This window comes from Paraburkholderia sp. GAS42, from assembly GCF_050436565.1.
Lineage (GTDB): Bacteria > Pseudomonadota > Gammaproteobacteria > Burkholderiales > Burkholderiaceae > Paraburkholderia.
Genome location: NZ_JBNDML010000021.1, coordinates 65,692 through 83,631, shown reverse-complemented (window position 1 = coordinate 83,631; position 17,940 = coordinate 65,692). Strand labels below are relative to the sequence as shown.

14 protein-coding genes and 3 pseudogenes are annotated in these 17,940 nt (G+C 54.1%); 10 read left to right on the top strand and 7 right to left on the bottom strand.

Features of this window, described 5'->3' with window-relative positions:
- The first annotated feature begins 438 nt into the window (after positions 1 to 438).
- Together P3T16_RS26955 and P3T16_RS26950 are read left to right on the top strand one after the other, a co-directional pair.
- Positions 439 to 876 (top strand): MarR family winged helix-turn-helix transcriptional regulator, encoded by a 438-nt coding sequence (locus tag P3T16_RS26955; protein WP_429344601.1) that lies wholly within the window; start codon positions 439 to 441, stop codon positions 874 to 876.
- 588 nt (positions 877 to 1,464) lie between these two features.
- Positions 1,465 to 1,728 (top strand): DUF1272 domain-containing protein, encoded by a 264-nt coding sequence (locus P3T16_RS26950; RefSeq protein ID WP_429344600.1) that lies wholly within the window; start codon positions 1,465 to 1,467, stop codon positions 1,726 to 1,728.
- Positions 1,729 to 2,493: 765 nt separating this feature from the next.
- Here the strand turns inward: P3T16_RS26950 and P3T16_RS26945 are convergent.
- The 4 genes and pseudogenes from P3T16_RS26945 to P3T16_RS26930 form a co-directional block, all read right to left on the bottom strand.
- Entirely contained in the window at positions 2,494 to 2,910 is a 417-nt protein-coding gene (locus P3T16_RS26945; RefSeq protein ID WP_429344599.1) for a hypothetical protein, read from the bottom strand.
- 560 nt (positions 2,911 to 3,470) lie between these two features.
- Positions 3,471 to 4,169, bottom strand: a complete 699-nt coding sequence (locus P3T16_RS26940; protein WP_429344598.1) for a M15 family metallopeptidase — start codon at positions 4,167 to 4,169, stop codon at positions 3,471 to 3,473.
- Between the two features lie 249 nt (positions 4,170 to 4,418).
- Positions 4,419 to 6,791 (bottom strand): DNA polymerase II, encoded by a 2,373-nt coding sequence (locus P3T16_RS26935; RefSeq protein ID WP_429344597.1) that lies wholly within the window; start codon positions 6,789 to 6,791, stop codon positions 4,419 to 4,421.
- Between the two features lie 193 nt (positions 6,792 to 6,984).
- A pseudogene (locus tag P3T16_RS26930) lies at positions 6,985 to 7,907 on the bottom strand (DNA-3-methyladenine glycosylase family protein).
- A gap of 106 nt (positions 7,908 to 8,013) precedes the next feature.
- Here P3T16_RS26930 and P3T16_RS26925 point away from each other — a divergent pair.
- A complete protein-coding gene (locus tag P3T16_RS26925) occupies positions 8,014 to 8,205 on the top strand; it encodes a hypothetical protein (protein WP_429344596.1) in 192 nt (63 codons plus the stop codon).
- A gap of 199 nt (positions 8,206 to 8,404) precedes the next feature.
- Here the strand turns inward: P3T16_RS26925 and P3T16_RS26920 are convergent.
- Together P3T16_RS26920 and P3T16_RS26915 are read right to left on the bottom strand one after the other, a co-directional pair.
- Positions 8,405 to 8,705: pseudogene (locus P3T16_RS26920) on the bottom strand (ArsR/SmtB family transcription factor).
- A 148-nt stretch (positions 8,706 to 8,853) separates the two neighbouring features.
- Positions 8,854 to 9,183, bottom strand: coding sequence for a hypothetical protein (locus tag P3T16_RS26915; RefSeq protein ID WP_429344595.1), 330 nt, complete (start codon positions 9,181 to 9,183; stop codon positions 8,854 to 8,856).
- Positions 9,184 to 10,215: 1,032 nt separating this feature from the next.
- On the opposite strand from P3T16_RS26915, the pseudogene P3T16_RS26910 reads away from it, so the two are divergent.
- Positions 10,216 to 10,371 (top strand): annotated as a pseudogene (locus P3T16_RS26910) (IS110 family transposase); the annotation flags it as partial.
- A gap of 389 nt (positions 10,372 to 10,760) precedes the next feature.
- Here the strand turns inward: P3T16_RS26910 and P3T16_RS26905 are convergent.
- On the bottom strand, positions 10,761 to 11,579 hold the full coding sequence (locus P3T16_RS26905) for an IclR family transcriptional regulator (protein ID WP_429344594.1): 819 nt from the start codon (positions 11,577 to 11,579) through the stop codon (positions 10,761 to 10,763).
- 167 nt (positions 11,580 to 11,746) lie between these two features.
- Here P3T16_RS26905 and P3T16_RS26900 point away from each other — a divergent pair, with 167 nt between their 5' ends.
- From P3T16_RS26900 to P3T16_RS26875, 6 genes are all read left to right on the top strand, one after another.
- Entirely contained in the window at positions 11,747 to 13,195 is a 1,449-nt protein-coding gene (locus P3T16_RS26900; RefSeq protein ID WP_429344593.1) for an NAD-dependent succinate-semialdehyde dehydrogenase, read from the top strand.
- 28 nt (positions 13,196 to 13,223) lie between these two features.
- A complete protein-coding gene (locus tag P3T16_RS26895; RefSeq protein ID WP_429344592.1) occupies positions 13,224 to 14,534 on the top strand; it encodes an ABC transporter substrate-binding protein in 1,311 nt (436 codons plus the stop codon).
- A 112-nt stretch (positions 14,535 to 14,646) separates the two neighbouring features.
- Positions 14,647 to 15,543, top strand: a complete 897-nt coding sequence (locus P3T16_RS26890) for a branched-chain amino acid ABC transporter permease (protein ID WP_429344591.1) — start codon at positions 14,647 to 14,649, stop codon at positions 15,541 to 15,543.
- Positions 15,540 to 16,541 carry a branched-chain amino acid ABC transporter permease gene (locus P3T16_RS26885; RefSeq protein WP_429344590.1) on the top strand — a complete coding sequence of 334 codons (1,002 nt, stop codon included), beginning with the start codon at positions 15,540 to 15,542 and terminating at the stop codon, positions 16,539 to 16,541. Before P3T16_RS26890 ends, P3T16_RS26885 begins: the two co-directional genes overlap by 4 nt.
- A complete protein-coding gene (locus tag P3T16_RS26880) occupies positions 16,538 to 17,290 on the top strand; it encodes an ABC transporter ATP-binding protein (RefSeq protein ID WP_429344589.1) in 753 nt (250 codons plus the stop codon). Before P3T16_RS26885 ends, P3T16_RS26880 begins: the two co-directional genes overlap by 4 nt.
- A complete protein-coding gene (locus P3T16_RS26875) occupies positions 17,283 to 17,924 on the top strand; it encodes an ABC transporter ATP-binding protein (RefSeq protein ID WP_429344588.1) in 642 nt (213 codons plus the stop codon). Before P3T16_RS26880 ends, P3T16_RS26875 begins: the two co-directional genes overlap by 8 nt.
- Positions 17,925 to 17,940 lie beyond the last annotated feature (16 nt).

Sequence of the window (17,940 nt, the reverse complement as noted above, 5' to 3'; positions counted from 1 at the left end):
ACACCGTCTTTCTCCGGGCCTTTCCTCCGCTGGTCCGGCGCTTTCTTCGTCGCGTCATCAGCGCTGACCAGAAACTGCCCGTCTACGCTTCTTTATACGCACTTTGTGCTAGTGTCATTGCTGCACGTTCGATAGGTTTTTCACGCAAGCAAGTATTGTTGAGCATCATGAGAGCAGTTGCCTTTATTGAGCTCGTGACAATTGCGCAGCCGAATATTCTTCTCGGACTCGCACATGCGCTGATACCAGTTCTGACGGATCGCTTGCTTCCCGCTATGAGATCGAGACTGAAGCGTGGCCCGGTTCAGCCCACTGAACACAAAGCACTGCGGCTAGCAGCTCCTCGGCCGGCCTTCAAATGCACGCGGTAGAGATTGCACAACTGAGAAAGCAAGCCAGCGCATTTGGCATTTGAGACGTCCATAATTGGAGACGACCATGCATTACGAAGGATATGGCTTTGTGTTTGCGCGCGCGACCCGTTATATCTCGCGGATATACAACCGTCACCTCGCAGATGTATCACTGACTGTTAGTCAATATGGAATTCTGGTGTCAATCGCGCAGTCCGGTCCAATTGTCGTGCAAGAACTTGCGGAGCGACTTGTGATCGAACGGACTGCCCTGCTTCGAACGGTGAAGCCTCTTATTGCAGCAGGCTTCGTTCAGGCGATAGCCGACCCGTCTCGCAAGAAGCGCTTATTGTACCAACTCGCGGACAAGGGACATCAACATGTGGAGGCCGCTTCAGCCTGCATCCGATCTGCGGAGTCGGAGATTGAGGGAATCTTCGCGCGTCATTGCATTCTGACAATTCGCAACAGTTTGCTACCTGTCGCTAACGCATCGCGCCCGGAATCAGATTCAATTATTTAACTTGATGTTTTCAAACTAGCGTTTGCGGACAAGACTAATCGTCTTAGATCCAGGAAATGTGAACGCTGCGACACTAATAATCAAATTCGCGCTGCGCCAGCGAGCGCTTTGGAGTGAGATTTCACAGACATTTCCTCGGGCCCATACTAGCTGCCTTTGGTTGGAGAATGTTTTTCGCGTCGCTTTCGCTTGACGCAATCAAAAGGTACGCGCTCCTTGATCCGACGATTGGGTTCCTTTTTTTCAAGCAATAGCAGACCTTGGGCAGGGGATGAGGTTGTCGATGAAGCGGCTAGAGGCCCCACCCCATGGACCACACCCCTCTGCTGCAGTGGCACAGCCCCTAGCAGATACCCTTGAGCGTCTTTGTCGCGATCCGGCTTTCAAAGTTTTCCAACTCGTAAAAGAGGGGTCGCGACGCAAGTTTTTTCACTTGGCGATATGATCGAAGCTCGTGCGCACGGTAGGTAACATATCGATACTTTCTGGATGATGTAAAGTATCTTTGTGGATGGTGCGTCGTCGCGCTCTTCTTCCTGGAGACCGGCGGCTTTCTGAAACGTCAATGCTGGCTGAAGGAGACGGAGGATGCTCGACATACGACCTAATTGTGAATGCTGCGACAAAGACCTGCCATTTGATTCCGCAGATGCATTTATTTGCTCGTTCGAGTGCACTTTTTGCGGAGACTGTACGCAAAATCTGTTGGGGGGCAAATGTCCAAACTGTGAGGGTGAACTGGTAGCTCGCCCCAGGCGTCCGAGCGGCAAGTTGGAGAAGTTTCCAGTGTCAACAGATCGGGTTTTCAACCCGACGTGCCAAGAGCAGCACGCTACCAGCAAGGGGCATTAATGGTATTAGATGTGATGTGAGAACTCCGCCCTCCCCTCAATTAGATCGCCCGTACGAAATACTGTACGGCTCAATCCAGGGACATACTCACACGAGGGCATCACGATTGGATCAGAGCGGTCCTCCTGGTCGCGATCGCACAACCGGAATGATAGGTGAATCGACATGTTTGCATTCGTCATCATGGTTGCTGTAGCGACGTTTATTCCCTACGTTGCGGCGCCTGCCATTGCAGATGCTGTCAAACCAGCCACAACAACGAAAAGCGTAGCAACACCCCCTCTTGTCCCATCTGAAGTAGTGCCAGCGAGTGACGCAACAGCGCAACCGTTGACCACGGCGGTGTCGTCTCGCTAGGGCGGCCACCTTCTCGATCGCCACGGAGACGTCTGTTTGAATGATCTTCGTGTAATCAGTCTCGAGGCGTGAGAGGACCGCGAGGCGTTGGATGGTTTCGGCGTCGACAGAGAGCTTTTCAACATCGACCTGAACGCCAGGGTCTTTCCGCAACGGCTGCCAAATGGCCCGACGCTGTGTCTGGGAGAGACTCTGGCTTATGTATCGGGAAAGTGATTCAGGCGAGCCGCCTTGATCCACCAAATCTTGCCGATCTAAATGCGCAGCGGGCCTTGGCCACGATAGTTCCTCAAATCTCACATCGACTCATCTGTGCCTTGTCGCAGCCAGTTTTTTTGCCCAGGCAATGTGGCAGCAAACTCTAAGCGGCCACGTCAAAGCCTAGCGATGCCTCCGACAAAGAGCGACCTATTTCAAAGATTTCCTCAATCTGCTTTTTTCTGACGTCTCGTCAATTTCAAATCCATGTCTGACTAGCCAGCCTGAAAACCGATCGTTACATCGAGACCCGATCTCGACGCAGTCGAAGGAGGTGCTTTCATCTCCGACGATTGCATTCAGGAGCATTGTGAAAAACCCGGACCCGCGATAGGTTGAATGAACAGAAACGTCCGCGAGACAGATCGCCCAGCTTCCTCCGGAGCAAAGCTTCTGAGCACCAATCTGCACACGAACTCGAATAACCTCGCCGTCAAACCATCTGGGCGTGCTCGCGCCCGTGCGTTGTGCGAGGCTACTTACGGTCGCTGTCCAACTCAAAAACGTATCGATTTCCTCGAGAAAGATTGCGTCGAAATCAGAATCGCCATTGATTGCATGCATCATCTATGTCGCCATTAGTTTTATTGCGAAAACTATTATGCCAGCCGCTAGGCACCCTCGCCGACTCCCCCCCGGCTACGACCAGCCGGCTCACCGACCTCACTCTACAGGGCGTCCATGTAGAGAATTTTTTGCGCGACAACATTTCGGCTATATTTGAATATCGGATACAGTAGACATACGCGGAAAAGGCACAGAGCAAGCAAGCAGTTTCCGCTAGCAGCAAGCAGGGTTTGCAACTGCATGCGTTGAAACTGACCAAACCTGTTCAACAGAGAGTACTACCAGTCAGCGGTGAACGGATCGTGCTCGCGGCCGAGGAGCTGCAACGCCGGATCGACGCCGGAGCGTCCACAACATCGAGACCCTGAGAAACACCGATTACCGCATGCTCCAGCGCGCCGTTCGCTGATCGCCGAGTTCGCGGCGAGTGGCCAGGTGAAGGACGCAGCCGAGTTTCACTCCCTGGTATCGTCCGGCATTTTTTGAGACCAACTGATTGAACAAGGCGTTTCCCGAGGAAATGACTCTTCTCGGGGATGCATGCCTCGCCCAAAACTGATTCACCACTGCTCCACTGGCAGTGAGATATTAAGAATGTGGTTTTGATAGATATGCTGAATCCTCTCAAGGATCAGCTCTTTTCCAAGGATGCTCGTTCCTCGAACGACCTCCGTAAGCAGTTCTGGTGTTACCTGCCGCATCGCCGGCATTGATAGCGCCCCATAGCTGAGATGCCATGGTTCCGGGTACATGCCTCCCTTGTAGACTTTGTACGGCCTAAAAAAACCATATTCGTACGCGTTATCGTCAAGCCAGCTATGCAGACGTGCAAATACACCGTTGGACGCCACCTCCTCCGGGAGCAATTTCACAACATATCCGTCCGGCATGGTCGCGCCATCAATTACATCGATTTCAGTACCCCACTGGTGACGGCTGCCTCCTGGTAGTGCCGACCAATTGAGAATGCAATCAATAATCTCGGACGGCGACAGCGAACCGAAATCACGTTGGCGGCCATCGATGTCGTACAGCGGCTTCTTTCCGCTGAATTTTCCGTTCCAGATCCGCAATTGGGCATGAAAATCCCTGAAACTGCTGTACGGAAGCAAATCAATTCCAGCGCGACGTGCGTCTGCACGCATTGCTAAAAATGCCTTACCGACCTCGGGCTGCGCTGCAAATCTGGGCTCAGAAAACTGAACGACATGTGTCCGTGTGCGTCCAGTAAGCTCCCGTTCATTTAGTGTTCGTGACATGGTCGAAATCCGGCAAGCGTCGTCGCGCAGCGTTGGAATGCAACGCCACAGGCCGTGAGAACATTGCGCAGTTGGGCATACTACGATGCCTCTCCGCATACGCGAGAATCTAGCATGGCATGACCAGTTGTATCAGCTATTTACGCGTCATTTTTTATACTGCCGGCAGATAGGGTTTGGCGGCCGCATCGGCTCAAATCAATCGTGTTCGGAAACAAATAGCGCAGGATGCGTCCAGCCGTCACATGGCTAGAACAGACTACCCTGCTGATCGATCAACGAACTAAAGCTATCAGCGACCAAAGGGAGAATCGCGTCAGCGACTGGCTGCAATTGGCGAGTAATGTAATGATCATAGTCAATGGGAGCCGTGACGGCCTCGACCGGTTCAGGCCCGTTACGCGTCATAAGATAGCTGATCCAGCCTCCGTTTTGATACTGCAATGGACGCTTACGCTTTGTATTCAACTCATCGGCCAGACGAGCCGCCCGAACTTGCGGCGGAACGTTCCGATTATAGCTACTGATGCTATGCCGTAAGCGCTTCCTGTACACCATCAGGTCGTCGTGTTTCCCTTGCCTTGCATCTCGCACATACGACTGAACGAAGTCGCGATATGGCTCGGCTTTGAATATCTTCATGTACAGCTCGCGCTGAAATTTTTGTGCAAGAGGCGTCCAATCACTGCGCGCAGTCTCAAGACCACGAAAGACGATTGTTTCATCGCCATCAGGCGTTTTCACAAGGCCGGCATAACGCTTCTTGCTACCTTGCTCTGTCCCCCGGATGGTAGGCATGAAGAAACGCTGGTAATAGGTGTCGAACTCGATCTCCAGGGAGTTCTTCAGCTTCAAGGTCTTTGCAAGATGCTTGTCCCACCACCGATTGATTGTCGTAACCAGGTGATCAGCGACGCCCATAGCCTCCGCATCGGTATGCTTTTTCTTCAGCCACACGAAGATTGAGTCCGTGTCCCCATAGATCACCTCATAACCTTCCTTCTCCACGAGCCCTCTCGTTTGACGCATAATCTGGTGCCCGCGTAGCGTGACCGATGATACTAGAGGCGGATTGAAGAACTTGCAGTCCGGCGATCCGAGCACGCCACAAAACGAATTCATCAATAGTTTAAGTGCCTGCGACAGCGGTTCATTTTTGGTTCGCTTCGCGACGTCGCGGCGCTCCCACAGCCGGGTGACAATATCGGGCAAACCCCTCTTCTTTCTTGAGAAAAACACGCCCAGCATCCCTGGTACTACTGCAGCGTTATCGAGCTCTATCTCTGCTTCGATCATTCCGACAGGATCGACGAGGAATGTCCGGATAATCGAGGCATACAGGCTTTTGTAGTCCAGTACCAGAACGGAGTCATACAAGCCGGGTCTGGAGTCCATGACGAAGCCACCCGGATATGACGTCTCCGGGACCTGCCCTACATTCGGGGCCACATATCCGTCACGATGCATCCGGGGAAGATAATGGTGATTGAATGCTGCAATTGAGCCGCCGAAATGATCTGCTTGCAGTCCGGTGACATTTGCACGTTCAATGAGGAATTCAGCAAGCTTTGTCTTGGCGAATATCCTGGTCACGAGTTCGCAATCTCTCAGGTTATATCGCGCCAAAGCCAGCTTGTCTTCACGAAAGCGTCTATCAATTTCGTCCATGCGATCGTAGGGATCCGAAATTGCTTTACCCTCGCCAAGGAGCGCCTGTGAGACAGCCTCAAGGCTAAACGTTGCAAATGTCCATGACGCGGCCTTAAGCGCTTCGATACCATCGATGACCAGCCGACCAGCCGTAGGTGCGAAAAAATAGCCTTCTTTTGTGCCGTGTCTGCGCCATTCAATTATCTTTCCGTCACGACCAAGTGCCAACGGCACACCTAGCTTGTCTGCGTGGTTCTGTAGGATGCGAAGATCAAACTGAATGAGACTCCATCCGATGATAAGGTCTGGGTCGAACTTACTGAACCATTCGTTGAGGCACTCGAGCATCTGTCGATGGCTTGCACAATAGTCCAGCTTGAAGTCGGCTGGAGGAGCGCCCGCCGCTGGCTCGCCAAGCATGTAGACCTGCCGCTCGCCACAACCTTCAAGCGCAATGGAATATAAGTCGCCGTGAGCACTCGTTTCAATGTCAAGAGAGACCATTGATAATGTCGGGCGATACTCAGGATCAGATCGCAACCTACAATCAGTGATAGTCGTACCGTCTACAGTTCCGCCGTCGATCTCTATCGACGCTGTGATGAACCGTTCCATGAGGTACCGCTCCGGTGGACGTATGTCTACCTCATATAACGGTATGCCTTTCTCCTTCAGATTCTTTTCCAGTGCGGTCAACTGTCGATATCGAGGACAATACACACCTACCACATCGCGATGCTCGAAGTCTTTGAGAGCAAGGTCTCGTACGCTCGCTCCGGATAGGTTATCAACCACGGCTGCAATCTGGGCCTTAAACTCTGCAGCTGCGAACGCGACTGAGTCTTGCGAAGTGAGCTTGACCTTTCGTGCGCCAGCATCGGTGGCGATCCAGAATTCAATTTCGGAGCCAGTCGCTGTGTCCCGCCAATGACGGGTAAGAATGAAACCTTTCAATGGTTGAGGCAACTCCATGACCTGACCTCGAAACAAAATCGCATAGCGTGACGCTCACTCCAGACGACTTTCAAAGTCGTATCGCGCCTTGTGAGGCGGAGATCACACTCCGTCGTCCAACCGATCCAGCCTTTCTCTTGCAGTTAGATTCACGATTTGCCCATCAGGGACGGCGGCTGCGATGGCGCCCGGGCGCCTCCTGGTTCGCAGGTTAGCCGCCTCGCGCTGCCCCTGCCTCCGCAGCGAAATTGTTCCATAGGTGAATCGCTGCATATGCCCGCCAGGCCTCCATGCTTCTGTGCGCGCCCGATGTTGCGACGCGCGCGTGAGCGATGGGTCGCGCCTCGCGATCGCTTGCGTCAAAACAAGGTCCGAGCCTGGCCAGGCGTCAGGATCGCGCAAAGCGCGCATTGCTACGTATTCGACCGTCCATGGGCCAATGCCAGGCATCGAGAGCAAGGAACTTCGAATGACGGCGGAGTCAATATCAGCCTTGTCGATAGGTAGACTTCCGCATGCGACAGCGGCCGCAACCGCCTGCATAGCCGCGACTCTCTTGCCGGGCATACCAATCTGTGTCAGATCAGCCTCGGCCAAGTCGGACGCTGTTGGGAATCGCCACGCAGTTCCTTCGTGCGGATGACCGTCTACGCGTTTTCCTGTCCGTTGGACAATCCGCGCAATCAGAGTCGCGGCAGCTTTCACACTCACCTGCTGCCCAACGATTGTCCGAATCAATAATTCAAATATGGACCACGCCCCCGGGACACGAAGACCCGGAGACAAGGCCACCAAAGGAGCCAACCATGGATCTGCTGAAAAACATTTGTGGATTTCCTTCGGGTTGACCTCAAGATCGAACATTCGGCTCATTGGCGCAATCAGATGGTCGGCGTGACGAGCGGCAGCACCCGAGATTCCCGCGACCAGGCACTTCTTCCGCTGATGCAAGCGAACCTCCAGGACGCCGCTGTCGCCCATCCAGTCGATGGCCCGACGATATACCCCGTCTTCAACTGCTTCTACACCAGCGGAGGAGCGGCTATCAAAAAACTGCAACATTTTCAGCCAGTCAAAAGGCTCTTTGAACGGCAACTCAATGATCACATCGACAGGCAGCGAATCTCGTTTCATGGCGACTTCCGAAAGCCAAATCTATGGGGTATATAGCTCGATCCGAACGGCCAAGGTCTATCTTCGTCTCAATGTGTTCAGCCAGACTGCTTCGCGGAATTGAACTATGCCAACCCTCGAAGGTAATATTTTAGATTATGACATGCTTCTAGTTTCGGGGCCGACCAATGCCGGATTGGAGAAGTCGTTGCTCGGTTTCCGAGCTCTTGATCCCGTATCGCGCGGCATTTCCGAAAAGATTCGGGTGCAGCGTGTCCAGGTACGCTGGTCAAAAAATCTGCGTGTTCGGCCTGATTAGTCTTCCGTAGGCAGCAGATTGACAGATTGCAACGGACGTCGCATCTATCGTAGGCCGTGCGACCATGGATGCAGAAATACCAGATCGATACGCGAAGGCTTGAGTCGCCACGCAAGCGTCGCGGACCTAACAGCAGATTGATTGATGTATCGACGCAACAGCTGTCACTGCCGGGCTCTCGAGCTCCAGCAGACACGGATCATAGTTGAATACTTACTTGGTCGACGAAGGCTCGAATAAGCGACTCGTTTCGGCGGAAAAGCACCCACTGACCGACACGCTTGCGAATCAAGAGTCCTTATCGAGTCATGGCGCCGAGATGCACTGATATCGTGGCTTGGGAAAGTCCCGTCTGCTCGCAAAATGTCCGTCACGGAAACACCTTGCTCCAAGGGAAGCAATGCGTTCGGAAAGTGCAGCGAAGGCTCGCGCAACCACGTCAGGATCTGACGTCGGACCGGATTCGCCAATACTTTGTAGACCTCGTCAACGTTATCCATGGCGAACATCGCCTTACGAACTCAACCCAAAGTGGAATCGTATCACAATCCAGAAGTGCGTGAATGAGACGCGCCCCCGCCGATTGACACGTGCTCGGTTGACGGAAGCAAGAGACAACGATTGTGTATCATCACCTCTTCAGAGCCATTAAATACGTGGTTCGCTTCGGGAGTTCGCAAAAAGAGGCTGAGCTGTCAGATCGACAAGCTTGGCGAGGAGTCGGCGCTCTTCGAAGGTTAGTGAATCCGCATGGGACATTTCCAACTCCTTGAGCGTCTCCGACAATCGCCGAATGACATGAGATGCTCGACTAGGCATTGGCCAGCTGTGCATCAGATATGCGAGCGGCGTTACGCTTCTCCTCTCGCACCACCTATTGAAGAGGATCATGCATAATTCGTCGATTTCAAGCTTTGAAGGCTGGCTGCCTTGCGACGGGTACGGCAGATCGCCGTTTACCAGTTGGATCGTGTTCACATATTCTCCTGTATCCAAGCAAGAGATAGCTACCGGCTTTGGTGCGCTATTATTTCAGCGCCACTACCTACACATCCGCAAGACCTTCTTAAGTAGAGCCCGCACACAATTCACGAATTATTTCAATTATTTATTGAACCACACCTTAGAGCGTTATATATTATGACGCGGCATTTTCGCACCGGTTCATATTATTTTCATTAAATTATCCAGAGCCGGGACGTTGGACTTCTCCTGACTCATGCGCCCAACCTCTGATCCGACGATTAATTGAAGCAGATACCGATTAGTTCGGTTATCCAGCTGATTTAACCATTTTAAATGGTTCAATCAGCTCGCCTGCCTGTCAACTTAATATAGCCACGCTCTGTTCACTCCATGTCAGAGGCTTCTTTAATTTTCTCGAAAATATTCTCACAATGTAGAACAGATTTCGCCCCTGTCTTGAGCCGCCAACTTAAGAAGTGCTCATCCCGAATGAGAATCCCTGCTATGCATTTTCGTCTCCGATAAAGTGCACACTGATTCCGCGTAGATGCAACCGTCTATCGAGCATATACCAAGCAGCAGCAAAAATAGCGTTACTGCATAACTAATCCGTCACGGGCTATGCCAAGCAGACACCTCTACGTTTTGCCTGTTTTTCACCTATAGCCAAGATGCAGCGCTATCTTCTATCGTGAAGAACGACAGCACATGTGCGTTCTCGAGGGCGCACTCGACCGTCGATCGATGGTACGTTGAGCAGGGTCCAGGCCTTCAGAAGAAGCCAAATTCCTGACAGCTTGCTTTGATCTTCCCAAGACTCCCCCGTCACATGCTCAATTGCCGTCGGGGTGGTCGGGGTATCAGCAGAGTTCCAACGCTGTATTGCGCAGACCGCGAGCAAACGCACGATAGCCGCCTGGACTCAACGTTAGACAACGATTTCTTAGCCGAACCTGTCATTGTTCCTGTTTGACCGGATTACATTCTCTGATGCGCCATTGTCGTGCCAGCCTCTTTGCGCAGAGACTCGGGTTAAGTCACGGCGACCCAATCTCAAGGGACTATTACGCGCGCAAGATCCAGCAGGGCAAGCGTCACAATCAGGCGCTCATCGCTCTTGCCAGACGACGGTGCGACGTGCTGTTCGCCATGCTGCGCGACTGTGCCCTCTATCAACCGAAGTCCGCTCTTGACGCTTGACGAATCACATAGGGGCACTCCCCCGAGCATGCGTGCCTCCCCTTCGGACTGAGCCGTGAGACATCGTTTTCGTTCAGGCTACAGCATTTTGGGGCCCATCAGATGACGCCGCGATGCACTGACCTGACCTGACGACACATCCTCACGCAGCAACCAGAACCGGTCCGTCTCAAGCAGGTTGCCGCATAGCAGATCAGCCGTTCACGCCCGGCATTCCTCATCGGTTCAAAAGAGGAGACAACAGACAATCACTGTGTCGTCTGCAGAAAACGGGCGCCTGAACATATCCGTTGACGACCCGTGTGCCGAGCCGGCTGCAGCCCTTGACGACCTCAATATCTCGTCATGGACAGCGTCGTCTTGGACCAAGATCACCTATATCAATCACGTTAGAAACGTTTCAGTGATGCGCCCAGCCGCACCGAAAGTTGATCAGCCAACTCGCGCATGTCTCTTCCAATGCGATCTCCCCCTCTGCTATCAATCTCGCTGGTGAGGAAACTGACCGCCAAGCCCGCAACGGCGTGCGTGCCGGATGTATCGAATACAGGCGCGCCGAAGCAAATCATGCCCTCCCGCATCTGCTGATTATCGACTGAATACCCCGTTTGACGTACCTGCGCCAGCTCGTCCGAAAGCGTGTCGAAATCAGCCACGCTCGCCTTCGTCAGCGGTTGGGGCCACTGTTCACTCAAAAGCTCCGTCACCACCTCCGGAGGCAGAGTACTAAGCATGGCTTTGCCCGTCGCCGTATACGGGGCCGGCAGATGCATCCCTGGGCGAAACGTAATCCCAAGCGGCTGATTACCGTTATGGCATGCCAGATAAATCACGTCGGGTCCGTCCAGCACCGACAGGGTTACCGTTTCGTCCGCGAACACAGTTGACTGCGCCCACATTGCCTGAAACTCATCGGTGATGCTTGTTTGCGATAGAAACGCACTGGCCCACGTCATTACATGCGGGCCAAGCGCCATGGCTCCACTCGCCTGACGCTTGACGAGGCGCATATGCGCCAAAGTCTCGCACAACCCATGAAGAGTACTTTTGGGAAAACCCGTCTCGCGCGCCAGATCTGCCAGTGACAACGCCTGGCTTGCCTTGGCTATCGCATCGAGAACCTGCACCGCCCGAACGACAGCGGGTGAAGTTGATTTCAATTCCAGCTGGCCAGGTGGGGCAGATTTTTCGGAGTTGTGCTTCGGCATTGGCAATTTAGTAAACGCACGTCAGCTAAACAAAACAACATGTTACGGACAATATCACCAGAGCGGGTCTTGGTGGAATTACCTGGTGACTGCTCATAATCCAGCCTATAGAATGCCGTTCAATAGATTGAACGGTACGTCATTCTAACAAGAGACATCTGAATTCCATGCAACTCAACGACCCGACCCTCCTTAAGCAACACGCTTATCTCGACGGCCAATGGATCAGTGCTGACACTGGCGCGAGCTTCCAGGTGACCGACCCCGCTACTGGCGATGTGCTCGCGCAAGTACCCAATCTCGGTGTCGATGAAACCCTACGGGCAATTGCCGCTGCCGAGATCGCACAGAAAGTATGGGCTGCGAGAACCGGCAAAGAGCGTGCGAATATGCTGCGGCGCTGGTATGACCTGATACTCGCAAATGCTGACGATCTCGCTTATCTGATGACGCGTGAACAAGGCAAGCCTCTCAGCGAGGCGCGCGGGGAGGTCATTTATGCCGCAAGCTTTGTCGAATGGTTTGCTGAAGAAGCGAAACGTGTCAATGGCGACGTGTTGGCATCGCCTGCTGCCGACAAACGGCTCGTGACGATCAAGCAACCGGTCGGCGTGTGCGCTGCAATCACACCTTGGAATTTCCCAGCGTCGATGATCACGCGCAAGGTTGCCCCTGCTCTTGCAGCGGGCTGCGCAATAGTGCTCAAGCCGTCCGAATTGACTCCGCTGTCTGCATTCGCACTGGCTGAACTAGCTGCGAGAGCCGGCATCCCGGGCGGTGTGTTCCAGATTTTGACCGGCGACGCACGGGCAATAGGCGCCATCCTGACGTCGCACCCATCAGTGCGCAAACTGTCTTTCACCGGTTCAACGGAAGTCGGGCGACTGCTGATGGCCCAATGCGCACCGACCATCAAGAGGATGTCCCTCGAACTTGGCGGCAATGCCCCCTTTGTTGTTTTCGATGACGCTGACATCGACGCAGCGGTCGACGGTGCGCTCGCGGCGAAATATCGTAACGGTGGCCAGACTTGCGTGTGCGTAAATCGCTTCTACGTGCAAGCAAGCATCTATGACGAATTTGCCCAGAAGTTCACCGCGCGAGTTGCAAACCTCAAGGTTGGCAACGGCCTTGATGCGGACGTAGCGATCGGTCCGTTGATTGAAGGTACGGCACTCGAGAAGGTCAGCACTTTGGTCGATGACGCAAAATCCAAAGGTGGAAAGTTATTGGTAGGCGGTCATTCCCACGCGCTGGGCGGTAACTATTACGCGCCGACGGTTATCGCTGATGCAACGGCCGATATGCGTCTTGCCCGGGAAGAAATCTTTGGCCCTGTAGCGCCGCTTTTCAGATTCTCTCGCGATGAAGAGGTCATCTCGATGGCAAACGATACTGAATTCGGGCTCGCCGCTTATTTCTACACTCGCGATACTAGTCGAGCCTGGCGTGTCGCTGAAGCGCTCGAATACGGAATGATTGGTGTGAACACCGGCTTGATCTCAAACGAAGTCGCGCCGTTTGGCGGCGTGAAGCAATCAGGCATCGGGCGGGAAGGCTCGAGCTACGGGATTGACGAATATCTGGAACTCAAATACCTCTGTTTGCAGGTTTGAATCCGTTCCTTTTATCAAAAAAAGAGCCATGAAACCACTCAAGGAAACCAGTATGAAGCGTGTTGTTAGCCGTGGTATGAAGCCACTAGCTTTGGCCGTAGCGTGCAGCTCCCTGTTCAGCGCACACGGTGTTTTTGCACAGAGCAAATCCATCAAGATCGGTATTGTCACGTTCATGTCCGGAGCCGCCGCTGGTCCCTTCGGTGTGCCTGCAAAGCACGCAGCCGAGGTCGTGACCGCCGATCTCAATGACGGGAAAGTTCCAGCGCCATACACCACCAAAGGATTCGGTGGGACACCAATTGAACTCGTCTATGTTGACGAAGCTGGCAGCACAAGCAAGCAAGTCAGTGAATACCGAAACCTGATCAACCAGGGTGTCGACTATGTAGTGGGCTACACCTCATCCGGCAACTGTCTGGCAGTGGCACCCGTCGCAGAAGAGATGAAAAAGGTCACTCTGCTGTTTGATTGTGGCACACCCCGAGTGTTCGAGGACGCCAGCTACAAGTACGTGTTCCGCCCGGTCGCCACTGCAACCATGGACAACGTAGGGGCAGCCCGTTATGTCGCTTGGCGGAAGCCTGATCTGGCAACCTACGCGGGTATTAACCAGAATTACGCGTGGGGCCAGGACGCATGGAACGATTTCGGAGAAACGCTGAAGGTGCTCAAGCCGAACGCCAAAGCCGTCAGTTCACAAATGCCGAATCTGGGGGCAGGTCAATATAACGCTGAGATTTCGAGCCTTCTCGGAGCACATCCTGACGTGCTGCATTCGAGCTTCTGGGGCGGCGATCTTGAAGGTTTGATCGTGCAGGCTGGTCCGCGCGATCTGTTCAAGAAGTCTTTGACCGTATTGACGGCGGGCGAAACAGCTGCCCACGGCAAAACTCGTCTGCCTGACGGTGTCATCCTGGGCGCGCGAGGCATGTACGGCATGTTCGCACCAGACAACGCGTTAAATCACTGGTTGCGTGCATCGTACAGCGCGAAGTTTGCAGATACGCCAAGCTACCCCTCGTACAAGATGACGCAAAGCCTGCTTGGCCTCAAAGCCGCATATGAAAAGGCTCAGGCTGCAAATGGCGGCAAACAGCCGTCGCCGGAGCAGGTTATCACCGCGTTCGAGCATCTTTCTTTCGACTCACCTGCCGGCAAGATCAATCTTTCGCTCGGCAACGGGCATCAGGCTGCTCAGGGCACGGCATTCGGCATCGTCAAGAACGTGAACGGTGCGGTGACAGTAACTGATGTCAAGCAATACAGCGTCGATGAAGTCACCCCGCCCCCTGGTGTCAAGTCTGCGGACTGGATCAAGGGCGGTCTGAAACATTAGGACCAGATGTTTTCCTTAAGCTGAATGTCTTGTTAGTACAGCAAACATCGGGCGTCTGGCTCTGTTTCGCGTTAGAGTCTGCGCCCGATCTGGCGCTTATGGAGATGCAAAGATGTCCTCCTTCTACGCCGTCCTAGTCGACGGGGTGATGTACGCTGCATGGCTGTTCCTGGTCGCATTAGGATTAACGCTTGTTTACGGTGTACTCAAAATCCTGAACATGGCGCACGGCAGCTTCTATGCGATAGGCGCATATGCTGGCGTGACGCTTATCGGTCCGTGGGTCGCTCACGGCGGAAATCTTTGGCTAAGTTATTTGTTGCTGGTTGTCGCAGCCATCCTTGCGGGCGGCGTCGTGGGCGTCGCCGTAGAACGCGGAGTACTCAAGCGATTTTACAACCAGGATCCCGTTGTACTGTTGCTCGTCACCTATGCGCTATTTCTCATCATCGAAGATGCTATCAAGCTCGTCTGGGGCGTCGATCCGTACTCGGTGTCCGAGCCGTACAGTTTCCTTGGCAATTTCGAGCTCGGCGATCTGTCGTATCCTCGCTACAACTTCATCATCGTCGGTGCGGCAATCGTCGCTGGAACGGGCTTGATGCTGTTCTTGCGCTACGCCCGTGCCGGACGTCTATTGCGCGCAGTCATCCACGATCGTGAAGTGAGTCAAGCGCTTGGCATCCAGGTTAATCGGTACTTCGTGTGGACCTTCTCAGCCGGCGCTGTCCTTGCTGCGCTCGGCGGAGCGCTTACCGCGCCAACTATCTCCGTTGCCCCCGGAATGAGTGTCGAAATTGTCGTGCTCACGTTCGCTGTTGTCGTTATTGGTGGTCTCGGCTCGCTGCCAGGCGCGGCGCTTGGTGCCTTACTTGTAGGACTGGTGCGCGCGCTGGCTGTGCACTATTGGCCACAAAGCGAGCTGTTCTCGATCTACATCGTTATGGCATTGGTGCTGGCCGTGCGCCCGAAAGGTTTGTTCGCCCCATTAGAGGCTCGCAAGATATGAAACAGCATTTTCTTTCGCGAAGCACGTTGCTTACCTTTATCGGCATCGTGGCGATTGGTATAGCTGGGCTCGCGCTACCGCAATGGCAGTTCCTCATATCGGTGGCTTTGTCCAAAGGTATCGTTGCGCTGGGCGTTGCTCTGCTGTTGCGCACCGGTCTCGCCTCTTTTGGGCAGGCTCTCACGTACGCGGTGGGCGCATATTGCGTCGGCTTCGCAATGAATTCTTTCGGTCTTACTGACCTGTTCGCCTTGCTCATTATCGCGACAGTCACGTCCGCCCTGCTCACCTGGTTGCTTGGGTTTCTGCTCGCACGATATCGTGACATCTTCTTTGCGATGCTCACGCTCGCGCTGTCGATGATTGTCTACGGGACATTGCTTAACAATGCAAGCCTTGGAGGAAGTGACGGCTTCAATGTCAAGGCACCAACGCTCGGCCTTGAAAGCATGCAATTCTCAGTTGCCGGCGCCAGCCTTTTCGCCGCCGTATTCATTGCGGCGCTACTGTGCGTAATCGCCGTTGGTTTGTACATGCGCTCAACACCGGGCCGTCTCGGCCCGGCAATCAAGGACAATGAGATTCGCGTCGAATATCTGGGTACGTCTGCACGGGCCAACATCCATCTGAGCTACGTTATCGCAGGAGCGCTAGCAGGACTTGGTGGTGCGTTGTCGGCTTTCAATATCGGGCACATCGACCCAGACATGGCATTCTGGACCACCTCCGGTGAATTCGTGTTCATCGCGGTCCTCTCGGGTACGCGTTTCGCGTTCGCGCCGTTTCTCGGTGCTCTTTTGCTCGAGATTGCACGAGCGATGGCCTATCGATATGCGCCAAACGCGTGGCAGATAGTGATGGGCACCATCATGCTCATCATTATTGCCTTCTTGCCGGGCGGACTGACGAGCCTTGGTTCCATCCGCCGCGCTCGTTCCATCGGGACCACCCGCGACGTTTCGGCAGCGTCGGCCCCTGCAAAGGACATGACGACATGAACAAACAGACGATCATCCGTGCAACCGGGCTACAAAAATCCTTCGGCAGCGTGATGCCTGCCCGTAACATCACCGTCAGTATCGAAGAGCACAGCATCGTTGGACTGATAGGCACAAACGGCGCCGGGAAAACGACGTTCGTCAACATGTTGACGGGATATATCCGCCCTGACAGTGGCGACATCCACTTCTATGACAAACGAATCACGGGTATTGCGCCACGAAACATCACAAAGCTTGGTATCGCTCGCTCGTTCCAGATTCCCCAGCTGTTTGCCTCACAGACTGCACGTGAGAATGTCGAAATTGCACTTGCGATATCCGGCTTCCCTGCGACATTTGCAGACGAAAGTCTCGCTCGTCTCGGTGTGCTTGAATTTTCGGAAACGCCCTCCGGTACCCTCCCCGAGGGAACGCGCAAGCTTCTCGATATCGCGCTAGCGATGGTTTGCAAGCCCAAAGTGCTGTTGCTGGACGAACCGACATCGGGAGTTGCTGCTGAAGAAAAATTTGATGTCATGAATCGTGTGCTCGATGCCGCGCGGGAATTGGATGTCACGGTCCTGTTTGTAGAGCACGACATGGAAATTGTACGGCGCTACAGCGACCGGGTACTGGCGTTTTTCGATGGCACTATCATCGCCGACGGCACGGCCGAGGTAGTACTCGCTGACCCCAAGGTACGCGAACTAATCATCGGCGAAACAGCAGTAAGCGTCTCCGGCGAACATGGAGCGGCCCATGCTTGAAATCAACGGCCTCAATGTCCGACTTGGCGGAACAGAGATCCTGCGCGGGATTCGCCTATCCGTCGAAAAGGGTTCAATAGTTGGACTGGTCGGTCGCAATGGAGCCGGCAAGACGACGACTCTTCGCGCAATAATGGGTCTAGTAAAACCCAACGCCGGCACATTGACATTTGACGGTGTCGATCTTATGCGAAGAGCGGCGCATGAACGCACTGCACTCGGCATCGGTTACGCCCCGGAAGACAGACGCCTGATCCCGGACATGACTGTCGAAGAAAATCTCTGCGTTCCCGCCTGGGCACTCAAGGCGAAAGACGTCGACGCGCGTCTGGAGAATGTATATCAGATTATCCCGGAGGCTCGCCAGTTCGGCCCGCGACGTGCGCTGGCGTTGTCGGGCGGACAGCAGAAACTCGTAGCGATCGGTCGAGCGTTAATGACTGGCTCGCGACTACTGATGCTCGACGAACCATTCGAAGGCGTGGCACCCGCGCTATCGAAACGCATCGCTGAAGTGATCGGTCAGTTACGCAGCGCTGGGTTAACCGTGATTCTATCGGGTGCGGACCTGCAGCATGCCGGATCTGTGCTTGATGTCGTTCATCGCATCGATCGCGGCCAGATGGCCGCTTGATACAAGGAAATAGTAA